This is a genomic window from Nonomuraea sp. NPDC000554, assembly GCF_040300065.1.
In the GTDB taxonomy this organism is placed as follows: Bacteria; Actinomycetota; Actinomycetes; order Streptosporangiales; family Streptosporangiaceae; genus Nonomuraea.
Map to the genome: position 1 here is coordinate 132,388 of NZ_JBEPDC010000023.1, position 17,614 is coordinate 150,001.

Below are 17,614 nucleotides of genomic sequence, written 5' to 3' on the forward strand. Positions count from 1 at the left end.
GTGCGCGGTCGGTGAGCGCTGGCATAATAGGGGTTACAGAGGAGACCTACATTAGGGGCGGCGATGGCGGACCTTCGCGGCGGCGATCTGTCCCGGCTCAGGCAGCTCAACTCGCTGACCGCGATCAGGGCGCTGCGCGGAGCCGGGCCACTCACCCTGTCGGCGCTCGCCGAGCGCACCGGCCTGTCGCGCCCGTCCATGAAAGAGGTCGTGGACGAGCTGACCGGGCTGGGCTGGGTCGAGGAGGTGCCGCCGAGCCCCGGCACGATGGGCCGGCCGGCCCGCCGCTACCGCTTCCGCGCCGACAGCGGCTACCTCGTCGGCGTCGACATCGGCGGGCACAACGTCCGCGCCGCCCTGTCCGACCTCGACGGCGAGATCCTCGCCGAGACCAGGCAGCCCGTCCTGCCCGGCGCGCCGCTGGACGAGCGCCTGGCGGCGATAGAGCGCGCGGTCTCCGGCTGCCTGGCGCTCAGCTGCACCGCCCTCGACGACCTGTGGACGATGGCCGTCGGCACCACCGGCGTCCTCACCCCCGAGGGCCGCATCACCTACTCGGCCGCCATCCCCGCCTGGAGAGGGCTGGACCTGGGGGGCAAGCTGCGCGAGATGTTCCCGTGCGAGGTCCTGATCGAGAACGACAGCCGCCTGGCGGCCCTGGCCGAAGCCAGGCGCGGCGCGGCCAGGGGCGCCCGCGACGTCGTGTTCCTGCACGTGGGCCGCCGCATGGGCACCGGCCTGATCATCGACGGCAGGGTGCACAGGGGCTTCGGCGCGGCGGCGGGCGAGATCGTCATGCTGCCGCAGTCACGCTGGTTCGACGCGCCCGAGCACCTGAACGCCTGCGAGATCGTCCCCGAGGGCACCGCCCCGGAGGACGCCGCCGGTTACACCCTCGCCGCCGCCCGGAGCGGCGACCCGGTGGCGCTCGCGGCCGTCGACCGGTACGTCGACGACCTCGCCGTGGGCACGGCCGCCATGGTCCTCATCCTCGACCCCGAGGTCGTGGTCCTGGGAGGCGGGTTCTCCCGCTCGTCCGACGTGCTGCTGCCGCCGCTGCGCGAGCGGCTGGAGCGGGCCTGCATGCGGATGCCGGAGGTCCGCGCGTCCACGCTGGGCGAGGAGTGCGTCGTGGTGGGGGCGATCGACTACGCGGTGGACCACCTCGACGACCAGCTCTTTACTCCCGACACCGGCCTCCTCCCCCTGTCCCCCCGCTAGCTCATCCTGCCGCGCGTGGAACAGGTCGTGGTCGCCGATCTCCTCGCGCGACGCCTTCGCCAGCGGGCCGGGTAGTCGGCGGCGGCCTTGTCGGGCGCCGCCTCTGAGGAAGCAGAACCGTTCAGTTCACTCGATCAAGCCCTCCGCCCCACCCGGAGTTAAAGCTCCATTTCCCGACCATTGACAGGCTCCCCCGGCTAGTCCTGTTCATTGGAAGGAACCCTCATGTCCCAAGGACCCTCTCGACGTCGCTTCCTCAGCGTGGGAGCCGGTGTCATCGGCGGCGCGGTGGCCGGCTCGATGCTGCCGCCCTCGGTCCACCAGGCGCTGGCCATGCCCGCCCCCGCGGGCGGCCTGTCGGCCGTCAAGCACGTCGTCTTCCTGATGCAGGAGAACCGCTCGTTCGACCACTACTTCGGCACGCTGCGCGGCGTGCGCGGCTTCGGCGACCGCAACGCGATCACGCTGCCCAGCGGCAAGCCGGTCTTCGAGCAGCCAGGGGGAGCGGGGACGGTCCTGCCGTTCTCCGTCAGGGACGCGGCCGACCTGGTCGGCAAGGACCTCCAGTGGATCTCGGACCTGCCCCACGGCTGGAACGACGGGCACCAGGCCGCCGCCAAGGGCTGGCACGACGGCTGGATCGCGGCCAAGAGCCCGGCCACCATGACCTACTACCGGCGCGAGGACATCCCCCTCCAGTACGAGCTCGCCGACACCTTCACGGTCTGCGACGGCTACTACTGCTCCGTGCTGTCGTCCACCAGCCCCAACCGCAACTACCACGTCAGCGGGCACACCGGCTACGAGCCGGGCAGCACCACCAAGCGGGCCATCGACAACGCGGCCTACGACGAGGACACGCACGCCGGCTACACGTGGTCGAACGCCGGGGAGATCCTCGAGGCCGCCGGGCGGCCATGGAAGGTCTACCACGAGTGGGACAACTACCAGGACAGCAACCTGGAGTTCTTCGCCAGGTTCCGGCAGATCGCGCGCAAGGCCCTGCTCGGCGAGCACAAGAGCATGGACTCGTTCTACAACGCGCTCATGGGCGCCTCCGCCGCCAAGCGCGAGCAGATGCTGGCCCGCCTCGAGGAAGGGGTGGCCACACTGACCTCGGCCGAGCGCTCGCTGTTCGACCGGGCGCTGCGCCGCGTGCCCTCGGGCACCCTGGCCGCCTCCTTCAAGGCCGACATCGACGCGGGCAGGCTGCCCGAAGTGAGCTACATCGTGCCCTCGGCGGCCGACTCCGAGCACCCCAGCGCCTCCTCGCCGATCCAGAGCGCGCGCATCACCTACGACATCCTCGACGCCATCGCCTCCAACCCGGAGGTCTGGCAGTCGACCGCGCTGTTCATCACCTACGACGAGAACGACGGCTTCTTCGACCACGTCCCGCCGCCGCTGCCGCCTGCGGAGCAGACCGCCGACTACTACGACGGCCACCCGATCGGCCTCGGCGTCCGGGTGCCCATGACCGTCGTCTCGCCCTGGACGGTCGGCGGCTACGTCTGCTCGCAGATCTTCGACCACACCTCGACCGTCCGGTTCCTCGAGACGTGGCTCGGCGTGCGGTTCCCCGACATCACCCCCTGGCGCCGCACCGTGGCGGGCGACCTCACCTCCGCCTTCGACTTCTCCGGTAACGCACAGCGACCGACCCCCGCCCGGCCCGGCCAGGTCCCCGCCTTCAGCGGCCGATGGCGGCCCACGCCGCCGGCCGCCCAGAAGATGCCGGTCCAGGAGGAGGGCACCAGGCCGGCCCGCGCCCTGCCGTACCAGCCGAACGCGTGGGCCCGCCTGCTCGGCCGCACTCTGGAGTTGACGCTGGCCAACAGCGGCAAGGAGAGCATGCACATGGCGCTCTACCCCTACGCGGGAGAGTTCGACAAGCCGCTCCAGCTCGACGTGCTCGGCACCCGGACGCGGCGGGTCGAACTCGCCGGCGATGACTACAACCTCGTCCTGACCGGTCCGAACGGCTTCCGCCGCGAGTTCGCCGGCTCGCTGTCCGGCGCCGCCGCCCGCGTGCAGGTCTCCACGGTGATCGACATCGACCCGCGCAGGCTGCGGATCGAGATCGTGAACCTGGGCGACCAGCGGGTGAAGCTGCGGGTCAAGGCCAACGCCTACGGCGACAAGGACCAGGCCGTGCCGCTCGGGCCCGGCCAGCACAAGCAGGTCGTCTGGCCGCTCGAGGAGGCGCATGGCTGGTACGACGTACAGATCACCTGCGAGGACGACGCCGGCTATGTCCGGCGGCTGATGGGTCACGTCGAGAACGGCAGGCCCAGCGTCAGCGGCTGACGGCCCGGCTCAGGGGGCGGCTCGCCGGCGACGTCACCGTTCGCGGCGCAGGCGGGCCCGGTAGTCGCGGGGCGGCAGGCCGTACTCCCGCCTGAACGCCCGGCTGAAGTGGAACGGGCTGACGAACCCCGAGGCCGCCGCGACCTGGCCGACGTCCATGTCGGTCACCTCCAGCAGGCCGGCGGCGTGCCGCACTCTGGCCTGCCGCACGGCCTGCATGGGCGTGCGTCCCGTCTCGGACGTGAACAGGTGCGCGAGCCGGGACGGCGACAGGGCCACGGCCCGGGCGAGGGAGGCGACCGAGTGCGGCGCGCCCGGCTCGGCGGCGATGAGCGCCAGCACCCGCCCCACCCGGGCGTCCCGCGCGTCGTCCATCCGGGACGGCTCCCCGGCCCGCCGCGCCGAGGCGGTGGCCAGCACCAGCACCTCCTCGACCGCCCCCATCACCAGCTCCCGCCCCGCGCCCGCGACGGCGACGGCGGGCCGCACGCCGCCCCCGCCCAGCCACCCCGCGTCCTCCTCCGCCGGCTCCCGCCCGGCGGCCGCCGGCTCCCGCTCCCCGCCGTCCATCTCGACCAGCGGCGGGACCCAGCGGGCGTCGCTCACGGCGCGGCCGAACGTCCGGTCGATGCGGTCGTGCAGCGATCCCGGCACCCCGCCCACCAGGTGGCACCCCGGCGCCAGCGCGTACGCCCTGAGCCACCCCGGCCACGACGGGCGCGGCTGGAAGTGCGCCCACCAGAAGCGCCACCGCCCGGCCCCCGGCGCCACCCGGTAGAACTGCGCCGCCCCCGACCCCAGCACCACCAGATCCCCGGCCCCCACCGTGAAGGAGGCCCCCGCCTGCTCGACCAGCCCCGCCCCGGCCTGCGTCCACATCAGCAGCCAGCTCGGCGAACCGGTGGTGCGGCGGGTCACGTAGCCGGGAGTCGTGTCGTGGCGGCCCACGATGGTCAGCTCGGCAGCAGGAACAGACATGTCCTCAGCGGTCACAGGCATACCTTTCGCCGGTCCGGCTTCCTAGCGTGAGATACATGAGGATCGCCGATTTCCATGATCAGGGGTACGTCATCGTGCCCGCGCTGCTGTCGCCCGACGAGGTCGCCGAGCTGCGCGACGCGTTCATGACGCTGCACGCCAACGGCCCGATCCCGGGCCACTTCGCGCCCAAGCCGCAGGAGCCCGGCCAGCCGTACGACATCCTGCGCGACTACCCGCGCGTCATGCACCCCCACCAGGTGAGCGACGTGGCGCTACGGTACCTGCTCGACCAGCGCATCGCGGCGGTGCTGCGCGACCTTCTCGGCGAGGAGCCGATAGCAGCCCAGAGCATGTTCTACTTCAAGCCGCCGGGCGCGCGCGGCCAGGCGCTGCACCAGGACAACTTCTACCTCCGGGTCGAACCGGGCACCTGTGTGGCGGCGTGGGCCGCGCTCGACCGCGTGGACCGGGCGAACGGCGGCCTCGAGGTGGTGCCCGGCACCCACCTGATGGACCTGTTCTGCCCGGAGGAGGCCGACCTGGACACCTCCTTCACCAGGGAGTACGTCCCGCCCCCGCCCGGCCTGGACCGCGTCCCGGTGGACATGGAGCCGGGGGACGTGCTGTTCTTCAACGGCAGCCTGGTGCACGGCTCGGAGCCGAACAGCACCACCGACCGCTTCAGACGCAGCTTCATCTGCCACTACGTCGGCCGGTCCGCCGAGCGCATCTCGGAGTACTACCCGACGCTCACGATGTCCGGCGAACCGGTCACGCTGGAGCCCGCCACGGGCGGCGGCCCCTGCGGCACCGAACCCGTCGGCCCGCACTGACCAGGCGGCACGCACCGCCCCGTGGAGCCGGTCAGCCGCCGGAGACCTCCGACTCGGCGTCGGCCGGGACGGCGCCGTCCCACGGATCGTCCAGCCAGCCGTCGGGCAGGTGCACCTTGGCGCGCTCACCGGACTTGCCGCGCGGGGTGTCGGTGTTCGGCGGCCACGGCTGGTCGTGCTCCAGCTTGGCCAGGCTCTCGCGCAGCCCGTCGAGCGACTCGGCCGTGGCCAGCTCCCGGCGCAGCTCCGCGCCCACCGTGAAGCCCTTCAGGTACCAGCCGACGTGCTTGCGGAAGTCCGCGATCGCGTACCGCTCGAGGTCGAAGCAGGCGGTGAGCCCCTCGGCGTGCCTGGCCATCACGGCCGCCACCTCGCCGAGCGTCGGCGTGGCCCGCCCGGCGTCGCCGTTGAACGCGTTCTCCAGGTCGCGGAACAGCCACGGCCTGCCCAGGCAGCCGCGTCCGACCACCACGCCGTCGCACCCGGTGCGCGCCACCATGCGCAGCGCGTCGTCGGCGCACCAGATGTCGCCGTTGCCCAGCACGGGGATCTCGGGCACGGACTCCTTCAGCCGCGCGATCGCCTCCCAGTCGGCGACGCCGCCGTAGTGCTGCTTGGCCGTACGGGCGTGCAGGGCGATCGCCGCCACCCCCTCCTCGGCCGCGATTCGCCCGGCGTCGAGGTAGGTCAGGTGATCGTCGTCGATGCCCTTGCGCATCTTCATCGTGACGGGCAGCGCGCCCGCGTTGGCGACGGCCTGGCGCAGGATGGCGCGCAGCAGGTTCCGCTTGTACGGCAGGGCCGAGCCGCCGCCCCGCCTGGTCACCTTGGGTACCGGGCAGCCGAAGTTGAGGTCGACGTGGTCGGCGAGGTCCTCTTCGACGATCATCTTCACGGCGCGCCCGACGGTGTCGGGATCGACGCCGTAGAGCTGGATGCTCCTCGGCGTCTCGGACTCGTGGAACCTGATCATCCTGAGCGTCTTGGGATTCCGCTCCACCAGCGCCCGCGTCGTGATCATCTCGCACACGAACAGCCCGGCGCCCTGCTCGCGGCAGAGCACCCGGAACGGCGCGTTCGTGATCCCCGCCATCGGCGCCAGCACAACGGGGGGCCACCCCCCTATCGCCCCAATCTTCACCCCGACAGTTGTAGCGCAGGTCCGACCGTGAGAGGTATTCGCGGATAGGCTGAGAGCTGGTCTGGTATCGACTGGGGAGGCGATGGATGCTCCTGCGACTGCGGATCACGCTGCCTGACCGTCCCGGGTCCCTGGCACAGGTCACCCGCGCCCTGGGCGCCGCCGGAGCCGACATCACGCAGGTGACCGTCCTCGACAGGGGGGCCGGCCGGGCGACCGACGACATCACGCTCTTCTACCCGGAGGGCACGCCCAAGCAGGCCCTGCTCAAGAGCCTGGAGAGCGTCCCGGACGTCGAGACTGAGGGCATCTGGACCACCCGCGAGGCCCCCGGCACGTACCCCGAGCTGGAGATCCTGAAGTACATCACCACGGCCGGCGACCGGGCCCTCACCACGCTGATCGACTCGCTGCCGGTCCTGTTCAGCGCCGACTGGGCGGCCACGACCACCGACCGGGGCGTCGTCTACGCGAGCTGGCGCGCCCCCAGGAACGTGCCGCTGCTCACTGACACGCCGGCGCGTCCCACGGCGTCCACGCTCGCCGACGGCCTGCACGTCATCCACGCCCCGCTGCCGCCGCTCGCGCTCGCTCTCCTCCTCGCCCGTTCCGAGGGCCCGGCCTTCCACCGCATCGAGGTCCACCGGCTCACGCGCATCCTGGAGATCTTCCTGAGCCTGCCCGCCACGGAACGCAGCGTCGCCCGGCAGCTCCGCAAGTGAGCATCAGGTCAGAAAACCCGCTAGAGTAGTGGGGCGACAACACGCGGAAGTGGCTCAGTGGTAGAGCATCACCTTGCCAAGGTGAGGGTCGCGGGTTCGAATCCCGTCTTCCGCTCGGAGAATCGCTCGGTGGAGTGGCCGAGAGGCGAGGCAGCGGCCTGCAAAGCCGTCCACACGGGTTCAAATCCCGTCTCCACCTCCAAGGACGATTAGCTCAGCGGGAGAGCGCTTCCCTGACACGGAAGAGGTCACTGGTTCAATCCCAGTATCGTCCACCATGCGCTGAAGCCCCAGCTCACCTCGGTGAGCTGGGGCTTCTTCGTCGTCTCGCCGCCGGTGCGCTCTCCGTGACGGCCTTGCGCCGGACGCCGTGAGCCGGAAGGGCTGTCTGGCATACTGTGCGCGGTTCGCACATGTACACCTAGGTAAGGGCGACCTGTGTCTGAACTAGTCACCGCCCTACCGGATCGACCGCCTGATATCTGAGCCTCCTTGCGTTCATTCCGACCGGGGCCGGGATCGGGATCCTCTTCGAGGGGGCCTACACCACCGGAATGGTTCTTCTCCTCGTCTCGATCCCGCTGTGGGCCGTGACCCTTGTGCTGTCCGTACGTTCGCGTCGCCGAGCCCGCGATGCCCGGGCACGGCAGCGGCCACCTGCGGCGCCGCAGCCGTACGGCCCTCATCCGCCTCCGCCTGTCAGGCGGTTCCCGCCCCGCCGATAAGCCCGTCGCGCGGTCCCGTGCCCGCCGCGCCGACCCGGACGGGTGCCAGGCGGCGACGGCGTGGGGCAGCAGCTGGGCGCACTTTCGGCAGGACGGTCGCCCGTTACTCCCCTGCGGTCGCCGCCAAACATTCGGTGATTATTCGCAGCATCTCCGTCGTATGTGCATTCAGATAGAAATGTCCGCCGGTGAAGACCTTCAGGTCGAAGGCCGCGTTCGTGTGTGATCTCCACGGCTCGGCGTCCGCCACGGTCGTCGTGGGGTCGTCGTCGCCCACCAGGGCGGTGATCGGGCACTCCAGCCTGGGGCCGGGTCTGTGCAGGTAGGTCTCGACCGCCTTGTAGTCGCTGCGTACCGCGCCCAGCACCATGCGCAGCAGGTCCTCGTCGCCGAGCACCGAGGAGTCGGTGCCGCCGAGCCGCCGCATCTCGGCGATCAGCTCGTCGTCGCTCATCCTGTGCACCCGCTCGTCGCGACGACGCGAGGGCGCCCGGGCGCTCGAGACGAACAGGTGGACAGGCGTCGTGCCGTGCTCCTCCAGCAACCGGGCCACCTCGTAGCCGACCGTGGCGCCCATGCTGTGCCCGAACAGCGCCAGCGGGCGGTCCGTCCAGGGCCCCAGGTTCCCGAAGATCTGCCGCGCCAGCTCGTGGACGTCGTCGACGCAGGGCTCGGCGAAGCGGTCCTGCCTGCCCGGATACTGCACGGCGAGCACCTCGGCCACCGGTGACAGGGCCTGGGAAACCGGAAAGTAATAGCTCGCGGATCCCCCTGCATGCGGAAAACAGACAAGCCTCACGACGTCCCCTTTAGAGGGATGAAAACGTCGAATCCATAGATTGGCCTCAATATTCATCTGATAACACTCCTTCACCTATTCAAGTGTGATATTTCCGAGGTTTCCATGGAGGGGCGCCTCCCGTCCACGAAGCCCCGGCGCGACGGGATCCGGCCGGACGGATCCCCTGGACCGCGTTGATCGTTTGGGCTAGTTTGCCCCGCATGAGGCTTCGTATCGCGTTGTCCGCGCTCTCGGCGGCCTGCGTGCTCGCCGTCCCCCTGCCCGCCCACGCCGACGTCCCGTCGCTCGGCTGGGAGCTCAAGAGCAGCGGCGTCACCGCTCGCCTGCGCGGCCTGTCGCCCGTCAGCCGGGACGTCGCCTGGGCCTCCGGCAGCGAGGGCACCGTGCTGCGGACCGTCGACGGCGGGCGCACCTGGCAGCAGGTCTCGCCGCCCGGCACGCAGACGCTGCAGTTCCGCGACGTGGAGGCGTTCGACGCGCGCCGCGCCGTCGTGCTGTCCATCGGCGAAGGCGGCGACTCGCGCGTCTACCGGACCGAGGACGCCGGACGCACCTGGGCCGAGACGTTCAGGAACGACGACCCCAAGGCGTTCTACGACTGCATGGCGTTCTTCGACAAACGGCACGGGCTGGCCATGAGCGACCCCGTCGACGGCAGGTTCCGCGTCCTCGCCACCGAGGACGGCGGGCGGAGCTGGCAGGTGCTGCCGTCCAGCGGGATGCCGGACGCGCTGCCCGGCGAGGCCGGGTTCGCCGCGAGCGGCCAGTGCCTGGTCACCGCGGGCGGCCAGGACGCCTGGCTGGCCAGCGGCGGCGGCGAGCGCTCGCGGGTGTTCCACACGGGCGACCGCGGACGCACCTGGACCGTGGCCGACACGCCCATCCCGGCGGGCGACCCGGCGCGCGGCGTGTTCGGGTTGGCGTTCCGCAACCGGCACCAGGGGCTCGCGGTGGGCGGCGACTACCGTCCGGACCAGCAGTCGCCCAGCGCGGGCGCGCTGAGCGGCGACGGCGGCGCCACCTGGCAGCCCGCCGCCACCCCGCCGCCCGCCTACCGGTCGGGCGTCACGTGGGTGCCCCACCTGCCGTTCGCGGCCATCGCGGTCGGCCCGTCGGGCAGCGACGTGACGTACACCGGCGGCAGGACGTGGCAGACGTTCGACACCGGCTCCTTCGACACCGTGTCCTGCACGCCCGACCTGGCCTGCTGGGCGTCGGGCGAACAGGGCAGGATCGCCCGCCTCACCCTTCGCTGACTCCTCGGCCCGGCCGCCCGGGTCGGGCCGAAGTCGCTCGTCAGGACTGGAACTGGTCCAGGTACGCCGCGTACCACGCCTGCTCCTGTTCGAGCAGCGCGTGCTTGTCGGCGTAGACATGGCGGAAGAGGTCGTCGACCGAGGGGTCCGGCAGCGCGACGACGCCCTGACGCAGCTCGAGAGCCTGCCGGTCGCCCTCCTCGTCGACCTCCGTGAAGAAGGCGTCGTCGGCCAGGCCCTCGCGCAGGAGAAACGACCTCATCCGCTGGATCGGGTCTCTCTTCTGCCAGACCTCCAGCTCTTCGGAGGGCCGGTAGCGCCCCGGGTCGTCGGACGTGGTGTGCGGCCCCATCCGATACGTGAAGGCCTCGATGAGCGTCGGCCCCCCGCCGCTCCGGGCGCGGGCCAGCGCCGCTCGCGTCACGGCCAGGCACGCCAGCACGTCGTTGCCGTCGACGCGGACGCCCGGAATGCCGAAGCCGTGAGCACGCTGGTACAGCGGCACCCGGGTCTGCCGCTCCGCCGGTTGCGAGATGGCCCACTGGTTGTTCTGGCAGAAGAACACGACCGGGGCGTCGAAGACCGCCGCGAAGTTGAGCGCCTCGTTGACGTCGCCCTGGCTGGCGGCGCCGTCTCCGAAATAGGCCACGACGGCGGAGTCCGCGCCGTCCATCCGCACGCCCATCGCGTACCCGACGGCGTGCAGGGTCTGGGAGCCGATGACGATCGTGTACAGGTGAAATCCCGTTTCCTCCGGATTCCACCCGCCGTGGGTCGTGCCGCGCACCAGGCCCATGAGGCTCAACGGCTCGACCCCGCGGCACCACGCCACCCCGTGCTCCCGGTAGGACGGGAACGCGTGATCGCCCGGTTCGAGCGCGCGCCCCGAGCCGATCTGGGCGGCCTCCTGCCCGAGGCAGGGGATCCACATGCCGAGCTCGCCGAGGCGCTGAAGGGCGAACGCCTCCCGGTCGATCCGGCGCACGAGCGCCATGTCCCGGTACAACCCGCGGTACTGGCTCTTGGACAGGTCCACGTCGTACTCGGGATGTTCGACCCGCATCCCGTCGGGGGTGAGTAGTTGCACGAGCCCGTCATCATCGACCTGGTGCCGCACCTGCTCTCCTCTCTGACCCAGCCAAGGATTCCGTGTGTGATCGTACGAGCAAGCCCTTGTGCGGACGCGCCCCGGCCCGGCCTTCGTGATCGAACGGGGACCCTGATCAGGCTCGCGGGTGAGCACGAGCTCCGGCCTGGCCGTCAGCGGACCCCGCGCGGCCGGAACTGGATGCTGATGCGGGGCCCTGCGGGGCGGGCGGTCTTGGGGACGGCGTGCTCCCAGGTGCGCTGGCAGCTTCCCCCCATGACGATGAGATCACCGTGCCCCAGATCGTGGCGGATGGAGTGACCGCCACCCCGGGGACGCAGCAGCAGCGGCCGCGGGGTGCCCACCGAGACGATCGCGACCATGGTGTCTTCGGTGCTGCCCCGTCCGATGGTGTCGCCGTGCCAGGCCACGCTGTCGCGCCCGTCGCGGTAGAAGCACAGCCCCGCCGTGCGGAACGGCTCGCCCAGCTCCTCGCCGTAGTAGGCGTTGAGCGCCGCCAGCGCCTCGTCGAGGGACGGATCGGGCAGCCGCTCACCCTCGTCGTAGAACTTGAGCAGCCGCGGGACGTCCACGACCCGGTCGTACATGCGCCGCCGCTCCCCGCGCCACGGAACCCCTTCCGCCAGCCGGTCGAACAGCGCGTCGGCGCCGGCCATCCAGCCCGGCCTGACGTCGATCCACGCGCCCTGGCCGAGGTACGTCCGGCGGACCGTCGAGGCGAGCGGCCCGACGCCCGGCTCCTCGTCCAGATCCAGCAGAGATGCTTGGAATACAGCCGCCATGGAGGCGATACTACGCCCTTCTTCAAACACCCATTCGAGTGCCCCTCGAATACGGGACGTTGCCTGGCCTCCTCGGCGCTGTCGGCGCGTGCTGACGGTGAGTGTCACAGCGCCTGGCGCGCTTCGGCGGCGGCCGGACCTCGTCCGCCAACCAGGCGCAGCCACGCCGCCGCTTCATAGGTGACAAAGCAACCGTTCGGTCTGCGCGGCACGCAGTTCGTACAGACCGAACGATCGCCCCCACAGCCCAAGTATCGGTCACGGTCCGCATCCGGCACAGCTCTCTCCGGAATCCGGCCAGGTAGATATGTACGGGAGGCCAGGCGGAGCAGTCCGGAATCCGATCCGGTAACGTCTCTGTGGTGTTATCGCGTTACATGGTCGGAGCGCTCACCGCTCGCACCGGGGACGAGATGTCCGGACCAGCCCTTCTCGTCGTGGGACTGACTGCGACGAGTTCTCCCGTGGTCGCCTCGTGGCTGCTGGCCGGGCTCACCGTGTCGGCCGCGCTGGGTGGGCCGCTGTTGGGGGTGCTGCTCGACCGGGCGTCCCGTCCGGGGAGGCTGCTCGGCTGGTGCCTGCTCGGGTACGCCGCCGGGCTGGTGATCGTGTCGCTTGGGCTGGGACGGGTGCCTGTGGGCGTCCTGATCGGGGTCGCCGCCGTGACGGGGCTGCTCGGGCCGTCGCTCAACGCGGGCTGGACGGCGCAGCTCCCGCTGGTCGCGCCGGGCAGCCGCCTTCACCGGGCCAACGCTCTCGACTCCATGACCTACAACGTGGCCGGGCTCGCCGGACCGGCCGTGGTCGGAGTCCTGACGACGCTGGGCGGAGGCTTCACGGCGGTCGTGGCCTCCGTCGTGCTCCTGCTCGTCGCCGCCCCCGCCGCCTGGCGCCTCCCGCACAACCATCCGGCCGAAAGCCCGCCCCCGGACCGGCCGCCACCTCCGGCCCAGCGATCGATCCAGGTCTCGCCCCCGAGTCAGCCGTCCATCCAGACGTCCCCTCCCGACCAGCCGCCGATCCAGACGTCACTCCCGGACCAGCCGCCCGCACAGACGTCACCTCGAAATCAGCCGCCAGTCCAGGCGTCGCTTCCGGGGCGGCTGGGAGTCTGGGGCGAGCTTGTCGCTGGATTCGCCGCCATCGCGCGCAACAGGAGGCTCGCGCGGGCGACTCTGGCCTCCATGGTGTCCATCTCTGGCACCGCCATGCTGGTGGTCAGCGCCCCTCTGCTCGGCTCGGAGCTGGCCGGCAGCGCGGGCCACGGCGCGCTCCTGCTCGCGGTCACCGCCGCCACGGCGCTCGCCGCGAACGCCGTCCTGGCCCGCCGCACCCGCCCAGCGGGGCGCAAGGCCCCTCCAGCGGCCTCGTCGCGACCTCGCCCAGCCCTTCCAACGGACCTGCCACCGGCCTCCGTCCGCCCTTCGGCGCCCGCCGGGGCGGCCAGGAGCGGCTGGTCGGCGGAGAGCGTCCTGGCGGGATCCACGCTGGTGGTGGCGGTTGGACTCGGAGTCGGCGTGGTGGCCGCGTTGGCGGGGTCGTTCTGGGTCGCCGTGCTGGCCGCCGCCGTCACGGGCGTCGGGGAGGGGCCGCAGCTCACCGCGTTGTTCTCCGTACGGCATCGGGAGGCGCCCGCCGGGCTGCGCAGCCAGATCTTCACCACCGGGGCCAGCCTGAAGATCACCTCGTACGCGCTGGGTTCAGCGCTGGCCGGTCCGCTCGCCGCCCACTCGGTCGCCGCCGCCCTGTTGGCCGGTGCGGCGCTGCAGGTGGTGGCCGTTCTGGTGCTCGCCGTCCTGTCCCGCGCGTGAGCGATGGGCCGCGACCCGTTCGCGGGTCGCGCAGCGGGAGCTGCAATAGCGCCGCGGGCTGCCGCCGCCGAGGTCGAGGAACGGCTTCCGGCAGGTCGGCGAGGCGCACAGGCCGCCAGGGACCCGCTGCTGGTCGGCCAGCAGCACCGCCAGGGCCATCGCGGACGACGCCAGGAACCACTCCCCCCACGGCGCGTCGTCGTGGCCGTCGACGTGCACATGCCACCCGCTCGTCCCCCCGTGGCTGGTCAGCCGGGGCGGACGTGCCCCCGCGGACAGCAGGTCGTTGAGCAGTTCGGCGGCCGTGTCGGCGTCGGGGGCCGCGAACACCTCGACGAGCCGCGCGGCGGCCCCGCGCATCGCGCGCACGTCGTCGTCCCCGACCTCCAGCGCCCCGGTCTCACCGTGCTCCCGCAGCACCCGGACCACGGACTCGACCGACGGCTCCTCGTACAGCAGTGCCACGCACAGTCCGACGGCCCGCGCCGCCATCGCCTTCGTCGAGTGAGCCTTCACCCCAGCAATCTACGGCTCCGCCCTCCACAGACGCCGACCAGCCGGCCGACGGGTAAGGACACAGCGAGAGGAGAAGGGGCCGCCATCCGACCTCCAACGGTGCACGGGCCGTCCCGCCGTGCGCGGGCTGGTCGGTCGCCGGGTCTGCGCCGGGCGGCGGGGCTCCCCCAGCTCCGCCGCCCGCGCGCCGGGCGGTCGTCAGCCGCCGCAGGCCGCGAAGACGAAGGTGTCCTTCAGGAAGGTGTACCTGTCGCGCTGCCTGACCGCTCCGGTCTCCGTGTCGATCTGGACGATCGTGATCGTGGAGCCGTTCTGGAGGTGCAGGGTGACCTGGGTCTCGCCCGTCCAGTCGACCATCATCAGGTCCCCGGCCGGGAGCTTGATCTTCTTGCGGGTGACCTGGTCGGTCTGCATGTCCCAGAGGACCAGCTCGGGCTTGCGGGAGGTGATGACGTTCGCCACCGTCCTGCCGTCGCCTGACAGGGCCTGCGGGCCGTTCGCCGAGACGACCTGCGGCGGTGTGGCCTTCAGGAGCCGTTCGCCGGTGTCGCTGTAGGCCGTCAGGTCCGTCACGGATTCGCCGCCGTCGGCGCTGGCCAGCAGCTCGCCTCCGTCGGCGCTGAAGCCGAGCGGGGTCTCCCCTGCCGGCACGGTGCCGAGCAGCTCGCCGGTGGCGGTGTCGAAGAGGCGGGTGGCCTTGGGCTTGTCGCCGCCCAGGGCGGCGGCCAGCTTGGCGCCGTCGTCCGACATCTTGAGCGTCACGTCGTACTGGGCGACGCGCGGCAGCGCGTTCTTGGCCAGGAGCTTGACGCCGCCCCCGAGCGTCCGGACGGCGAGCCGGCCCGACTTGGTGAAGTAGGCGACGCGCCGGCCGTTGCCGCTGACGGCGATCGGTGCGGCGTTGTAGTCCGCGGGCCTGCCTTTCGCGTCGAGGGCGACGGTCTGGGCGTCGGGCAGCAGCCGCTTCATGCCGTCGTGCAGGACGAGCCGCCACTTGCCGCACGGCTTCAGCGCGCCGTCCTTCGTCGAGCAGCCCTTGATCGAGGCGTACCGGATGCTGTCGTGTGCGTGGTGCGGCTCGGCCGCGACTCCGGTCTGTCCGGCCGCGGGCGCGGCCCCACCCGCCATGGACGCGGAGGCGGGCGAGACGCCCGCGGACGCCGTCGCGATCGCGGTCAGCCCTGCGGCGACAGCCAGGGTGATCTTGGTCTTCATGTCCTTCACTCCCCCGCCTCGACGTGGGCGTACCTGCTCTTGCTGATGGTGAACCGGTCGGTCCGCGTGGTCGCGCCGGTCTCGGTGTCGACGGTGAGCACCCGTACCACCGCCGTCGTCCCCACCTCGTCCGTCTGGACGTAGGCGGCGAGCTTGCCGTCCGCTCCCCACTGCGCGTGGTACGGCGTCTCGTCGGGCTTCAGCGCGAGGTCGACGCCCCCGGACAGCTCCCCGGTCCGCAGGTCGTACGTGCGCAGCCTCGGCGGCTTCTTCCTGTCGGGGTCGCCCGAGGCGACCACGGCGACCGTCTGCCCGTCGGCGGCCAGCGCGAGGTCGGCGGCGTTCGCCACGACCTGCGGCGGAGTCCGGACGACGGAGGTGCCGTCGAGCCGGTACGCGACCACGGCGGTCGTGTTGTCCGTGGGGTGGCGCAGCGCCAGGACCTCGTCGCCGTCGGCGCTGAAGCCCTCGGGCGTGTCCCTGCCGGGGATCTGGACGACCTTGCCGGTGGCGAGCGTCAGCACCCGGCTGGGCACGCGATCGGCGTCGTCCATGCAGTCGACCAGCACCCTGTCGCCGGACGGCGACACGTAGACGCTGACGTCCTCGATGCCGTACCCCTTCGGCACCAGGGACCTGGGCAGCTCGCGGACCGGCCCCCCGGCCACCGCCCTGGCGACCAGCCGGTGGTCGCGGGCCCGCTCGTAGACGACGGTGCGGCCGTCGCCGCTGAGGGCGAGCGCGCCGGGCTCCGCGACCTTGTGGCCGCGGCGGTCGGTCGTGGTGGCCGAGGCGTCGCGCAGGACGATCGCGCGCCCGTCGCGCAGGACGAGCTGCCAGTGCCCGCAGGGGCGGGTCGCGTCGTTCTTGCCGGTGCAGGACTTGATCCACGCGGTTCTGGCCGCGGGCGGGCCCGTCTGGGCCTGGGCGGCGCTGGGTGAGATCCCCAGCCCGCCGATGACCGCCGCGGCCAGGAGCGCGGCGGACACTGAGGTGTGCCTCATGGCGGTGATCCTTTCGCTCACCGGGTTAGACCCGTGCCCGCCGTGACCGGTTGGTCACAGGTCGGCCACGGATCCGGCACAGCTGGGCGGCGCGGCGCTAGGTGAGCGGGCGGCGCCCAGAGAAGCCCAGGTCGGCGCGGTGGTACCAGGCCAGCTCCGGCTCGCCCTCGACCCAGCAGAGCAGGACCGGCACGCCCTCGCGCACGGACGGGAAGTCGAGCAGGACGGGCGCGAGGCCCTTCACCACGATGCCCTGCTGCTGCCAGCCGCTGATGATCTCCTGGATGCGGGCTTCGAGCGCTTTGAGCTCGGGGATGCCGCCGAGCGCCGACGAGCCGGCGTTCTCGCGGTCGACGGAGATCTCGCGCAGGTCGGCGCGGGCCGCGACCAGCTCGCCGACCTCCACGAGGATCGCGGACATCAGTGAGCGGGCCTCGTCGGGCGTGAAGGTCCTGGCCATGCGGGGAACGTTAGCGGTTCGGCTCGTAGGCGCGGACGAGAAGTTCCTCGGCGTGGTCGAGATAGGCGTCGAGGAAGGCGGCGGCCTCCTCGTGGCGTCCGGCTTCGAGAAGTTCGAGCAGTTCGTGGTTGCGGTCGACGAAGGGTTCGTGGAACGTGCGCGGGTTCTTCATGACGTGGAAGACGAGGCGCAGTTCCGCCAGCAGTTGGCGCATCGCCTCGTCGAGCCTGGGGCTGTCGTTGAGCGCGACGAGCGCCTGGTGGAAACGGATGTTCGCGGTGCCGACGCCCTGCCAGTCGTTCTCGGCCGCGGCCCGCTGGGCGTCGGTGACCGCCTCTCTGATCACGGCCAGCACCTGCTTCGGCGCGCTGCGCCGCACGGCCGCGCCTTCGATCACCCGGCGCACCCGGTACAGGTCCGCCACGTCCTCGGCCGACAGGATGCGGACGAAGACTCCCCTGTTGAGCCGGTGGTCGAGCAGCCGCTCGTGGCCGAGCAGCCGGAACGCCTCGCGCAGCGTGTTGCGTGAGACGCCGAGCGCCTCGGAGATGGCCTCCTCCGACAGGCGCTGACCCGGCTCGAAGAAGCCTTCGGTGATGCGGTCGCGCAGGATGTCGGCCACCCGCTCGGCCGTGCTGCTGCGCCCCAGCCGACCACGGTCCTGTTCGAGACCAGCAACGCCGTTGTCCACATTTGACAGCGAATCATCGAACAAACCTCTTGTCGAATT

The 17,614-nt window shown here is 71.6% G+C and carries 16 protein-coding genes and 3 tRNA genes; 9 read left to right on the forward strand and 10 right to left on the reverse strand.

What is annotated here, in order from left to right:
* Positions 1-63 precede the first annotated feature (63 nt).
* Both ABT294_RS35700 and ABT294_RS35705 read left to right on the forward strand, forming a co-directional pair.
* Entirely contained in the window at positions 64-1,221 is a 1,158-nt protein-coding gene (locus tag ABT294_RS35700) for an ROK family transcriptional regulator (protein WP_350810743.1), read from the forward strand.
* 225 nt (positions 1,222-1,446) lie between these two features.
* Positions 1,447-3,528: a phosphocholine-specific phospholipase C gene (locus ABT294_RS35705; RefSeq protein ID WP_350810744.1), complete on the forward strand. Its 2,082-nt coding sequence runs from the start codon at positions 1,447-1,449 to the stop codon at positions 3,526-3,528.
* 33 nt (positions 3,529-3,561) lie between these two features.
* Here ABT294_RS35705 and ABT294_RS35710 read toward each other — a convergent pair whose 3' ends face one another.
* Positions 3,562-4,506 carry a helix-turn-helix domain-containing protein gene (locus ABT294_RS35710; RefSeq protein ID WP_350810746.1) on the reverse strand — a complete coding sequence of 315 codons (945 nt, stop codon included), beginning with the start codon at positions 4,504-4,506 and terminating at the stop codon, positions 3,562-3,564.
* 56 nt (positions 4,507-4,562) lie between these two features.
* Between ABT294_RS35710 and ABT294_RS35715 the strand changes: the two genes are divergently transcribed.
* Positions 4,563-5,342, forward strand: a complete 780-nt coding sequence (locus ABT294_RS35715; protein WP_350810747.1) for a phytanoyl-CoA dioxygenase family protein — start codon at positions 4,563-4,565, stop codon at positions 5,340-5,342.
* A 31-nt stretch (positions 5,343-5,373) separates the two neighbouring features.
* Here the strand turns inward: ABT294_RS35715 and dusB are convergent, their stop codons facing one another.
* Positions 5,374-6,483, reverse strand: a complete 1,110-nt coding sequence (dusB, locus tag ABT294_RS35720) for a tRNA dihydrouridine synthase DusB (protein ID WP_350810748.1) — start codon at positions 6,481-6,483, stop codon at positions 5,374-5,376.
* Between the two features lie 86 nt (positions 6,484-6,569).
* On the opposite strand from dusB, the gene ABT294_RS35725 reads away from it, so the two are divergent.
* The 4 genes from ABT294_RS35725 to ABT294_RS35740 all read left to right on the forward strand — a co-directional run bounded on the left by ABT294_RS35725 (position 6,570) and on the right by ABT294_RS35740 (position 7,483).
* The gene (locus ABT294_RS35725) at positions 6,570-7,205 is read left to right on the forward strand and encodes an ACT domain-containing protein (RefSeq protein ID WP_350810749.1); all 636 of its coding nucleotides are present in this window, start codon (positions 6,570-6,572) and stop codon (positions 7,203-7,205) included.
* Positions 7,206-7,248: 43 nt separating this feature from the next.
* A tRNA-Gly gene (locus tag ABT294_RS35730) sits at positions 7,249-7,320 on the forward strand.
* Between the two features lie 13 nt (positions 7,321-7,333).
* Positions 7,334-7,407 (forward strand) — tRNA-Cys (locus ABT294_RS35735).
* A gap of 1 nt (position 7,408) precedes the next feature.
* A tRNA-Val gene (locus tag ABT294_RS35740) sits at positions 7,409-7,483 on the forward strand.
* 550 nt (positions 7,484-8,033) lie between these two features.
* Here the strand turns inward: ABT294_RS35740 and ABT294_RS35745 are convergent.
* Positions 8,034-8,786: a thioesterase II family protein gene (locus tag ABT294_RS35745; protein ID WP_350810750.1), complete on the reverse strand. Its 753-nt coding sequence runs from the start codon at positions 8,784-8,786 to the stop codon at positions 8,034-8,036.
* A gap of 146 nt (positions 8,787-8,932) precedes the next feature.
* On the opposite strand from ABT294_RS35745, the gene ABT294_RS35750 reads away from it, so the two are divergent.
* Positions 8,933-9,988, forward strand: a complete 1,056-nt coding sequence (locus ABT294_RS35750) for a beta propeller repeat protein (RefSeq protein WP_350810751.1) — start codon at positions 8,933-8,935, stop codon at positions 9,986-9,988.
* 40 nt (positions 9,989-10,028) lie between these two features.
* Here the strand turns inward: ABT294_RS35750 and pdhA are convergent, their stop codons facing one another.
* Entirely contained in the window at positions 10,029-11,105 is a 1,077-nt protein-coding gene (pdhA, locus tag ABT294_RS35755; protein WP_350810752.1) for a pyruvate dehydrogenase (acetyl-transferring) E1 component subunit alpha, read from the reverse strand.
* Between the two features lie 143 nt (positions 11,106-11,248).
* Positions 11,249-11,878, reverse strand: coding sequence for an alpha-ketoglutarate-dependent dioxygenase AlkB (locus ABT294_RS35760; protein WP_350810753.1), 630 nt, complete (start codon positions 11,876-11,878; stop codon positions 11,249-11,251).
* Between the two features lie 362 nt (positions 11,879-12,240).
* Here ABT294_RS35760 and ABT294_RS35765 point away from each other — a divergent pair, with 362 nt between their 5' ends.
* Positions 12,241-13,689 (forward strand): MFS transporter, encoded by a 1,449-nt coding sequence (locus ABT294_RS35765; RefSeq protein ID WP_350810754.1) that lies wholly within the window; start codon positions 12,241-12,243, stop codon positions 13,687-13,689.
* Here ABT294_RS35765 and ABT294_RS35770 read toward each other — a convergent pair.
* The 5 genes from ABT294_RS35770 to ABT294_RS35790 form a co-directional block, all read right to left on the reverse strand.
* Positions 13,579-14,205 carry a CGNR zinc finger domain-containing protein gene (locus ABT294_RS35770; protein ID WP_350810756.1) on the reverse strand — a complete coding sequence of 209 codons (627 nt, stop codon included), beginning with the start codon at positions 14,203-14,205 and terminating at the stop codon, positions 13,579-13,581. The genes ABT294_RS35765 and ABT294_RS35770 overlap by 111 nt on opposite strands.
* A gap of 198 nt (positions 14,206-14,403) precedes the next feature.
* Positions 14,404-15,420, reverse strand: a complete 1,017-nt coding sequence (locus ABT294_RS35775; RefSeq protein ID WP_350810757.1) for a WD40 repeat domain-containing protein — start codon at positions 15,418-15,420, stop codon at positions 14,404-14,406.
* 5 nt (positions 15,421-15,425) lie between these two features.
* On the reverse strand, positions 15,426-16,424 hold the full coding sequence (locus tag ABT294_RS35780; protein ID WP_350810758.1) for a hypothetical protein: 999 nt from the start codon (positions 16,422-16,424) through the stop codon (positions 15,426-15,428).
* 97 nt (positions 16,425-16,521) lie between these two features.
* On the reverse strand, positions 16,522-16,884 hold the full coding sequence (locus ABT294_RS35785) for a DUF2203 domain-containing protein (RefSeq protein WP_350810759.1): 363 nt from the start codon (positions 16,882-16,884) through the stop codon (positions 16,522-16,524).
* A gap of 10 nt (positions 16,885-16,894) precedes the next feature.
* Positions 16,895-17,575 (reverse strand): GntR family transcriptional regulator, encoded by a 681-nt coding sequence (locus tag ABT294_RS35790; RefSeq protein WP_350810760.1) that lies wholly within the window; start codon positions 17,573-17,575, stop codon positions 16,895-16,897.
* Between the last annotated feature and the right edge of the window lie 39 nt (positions 17,576-17,614).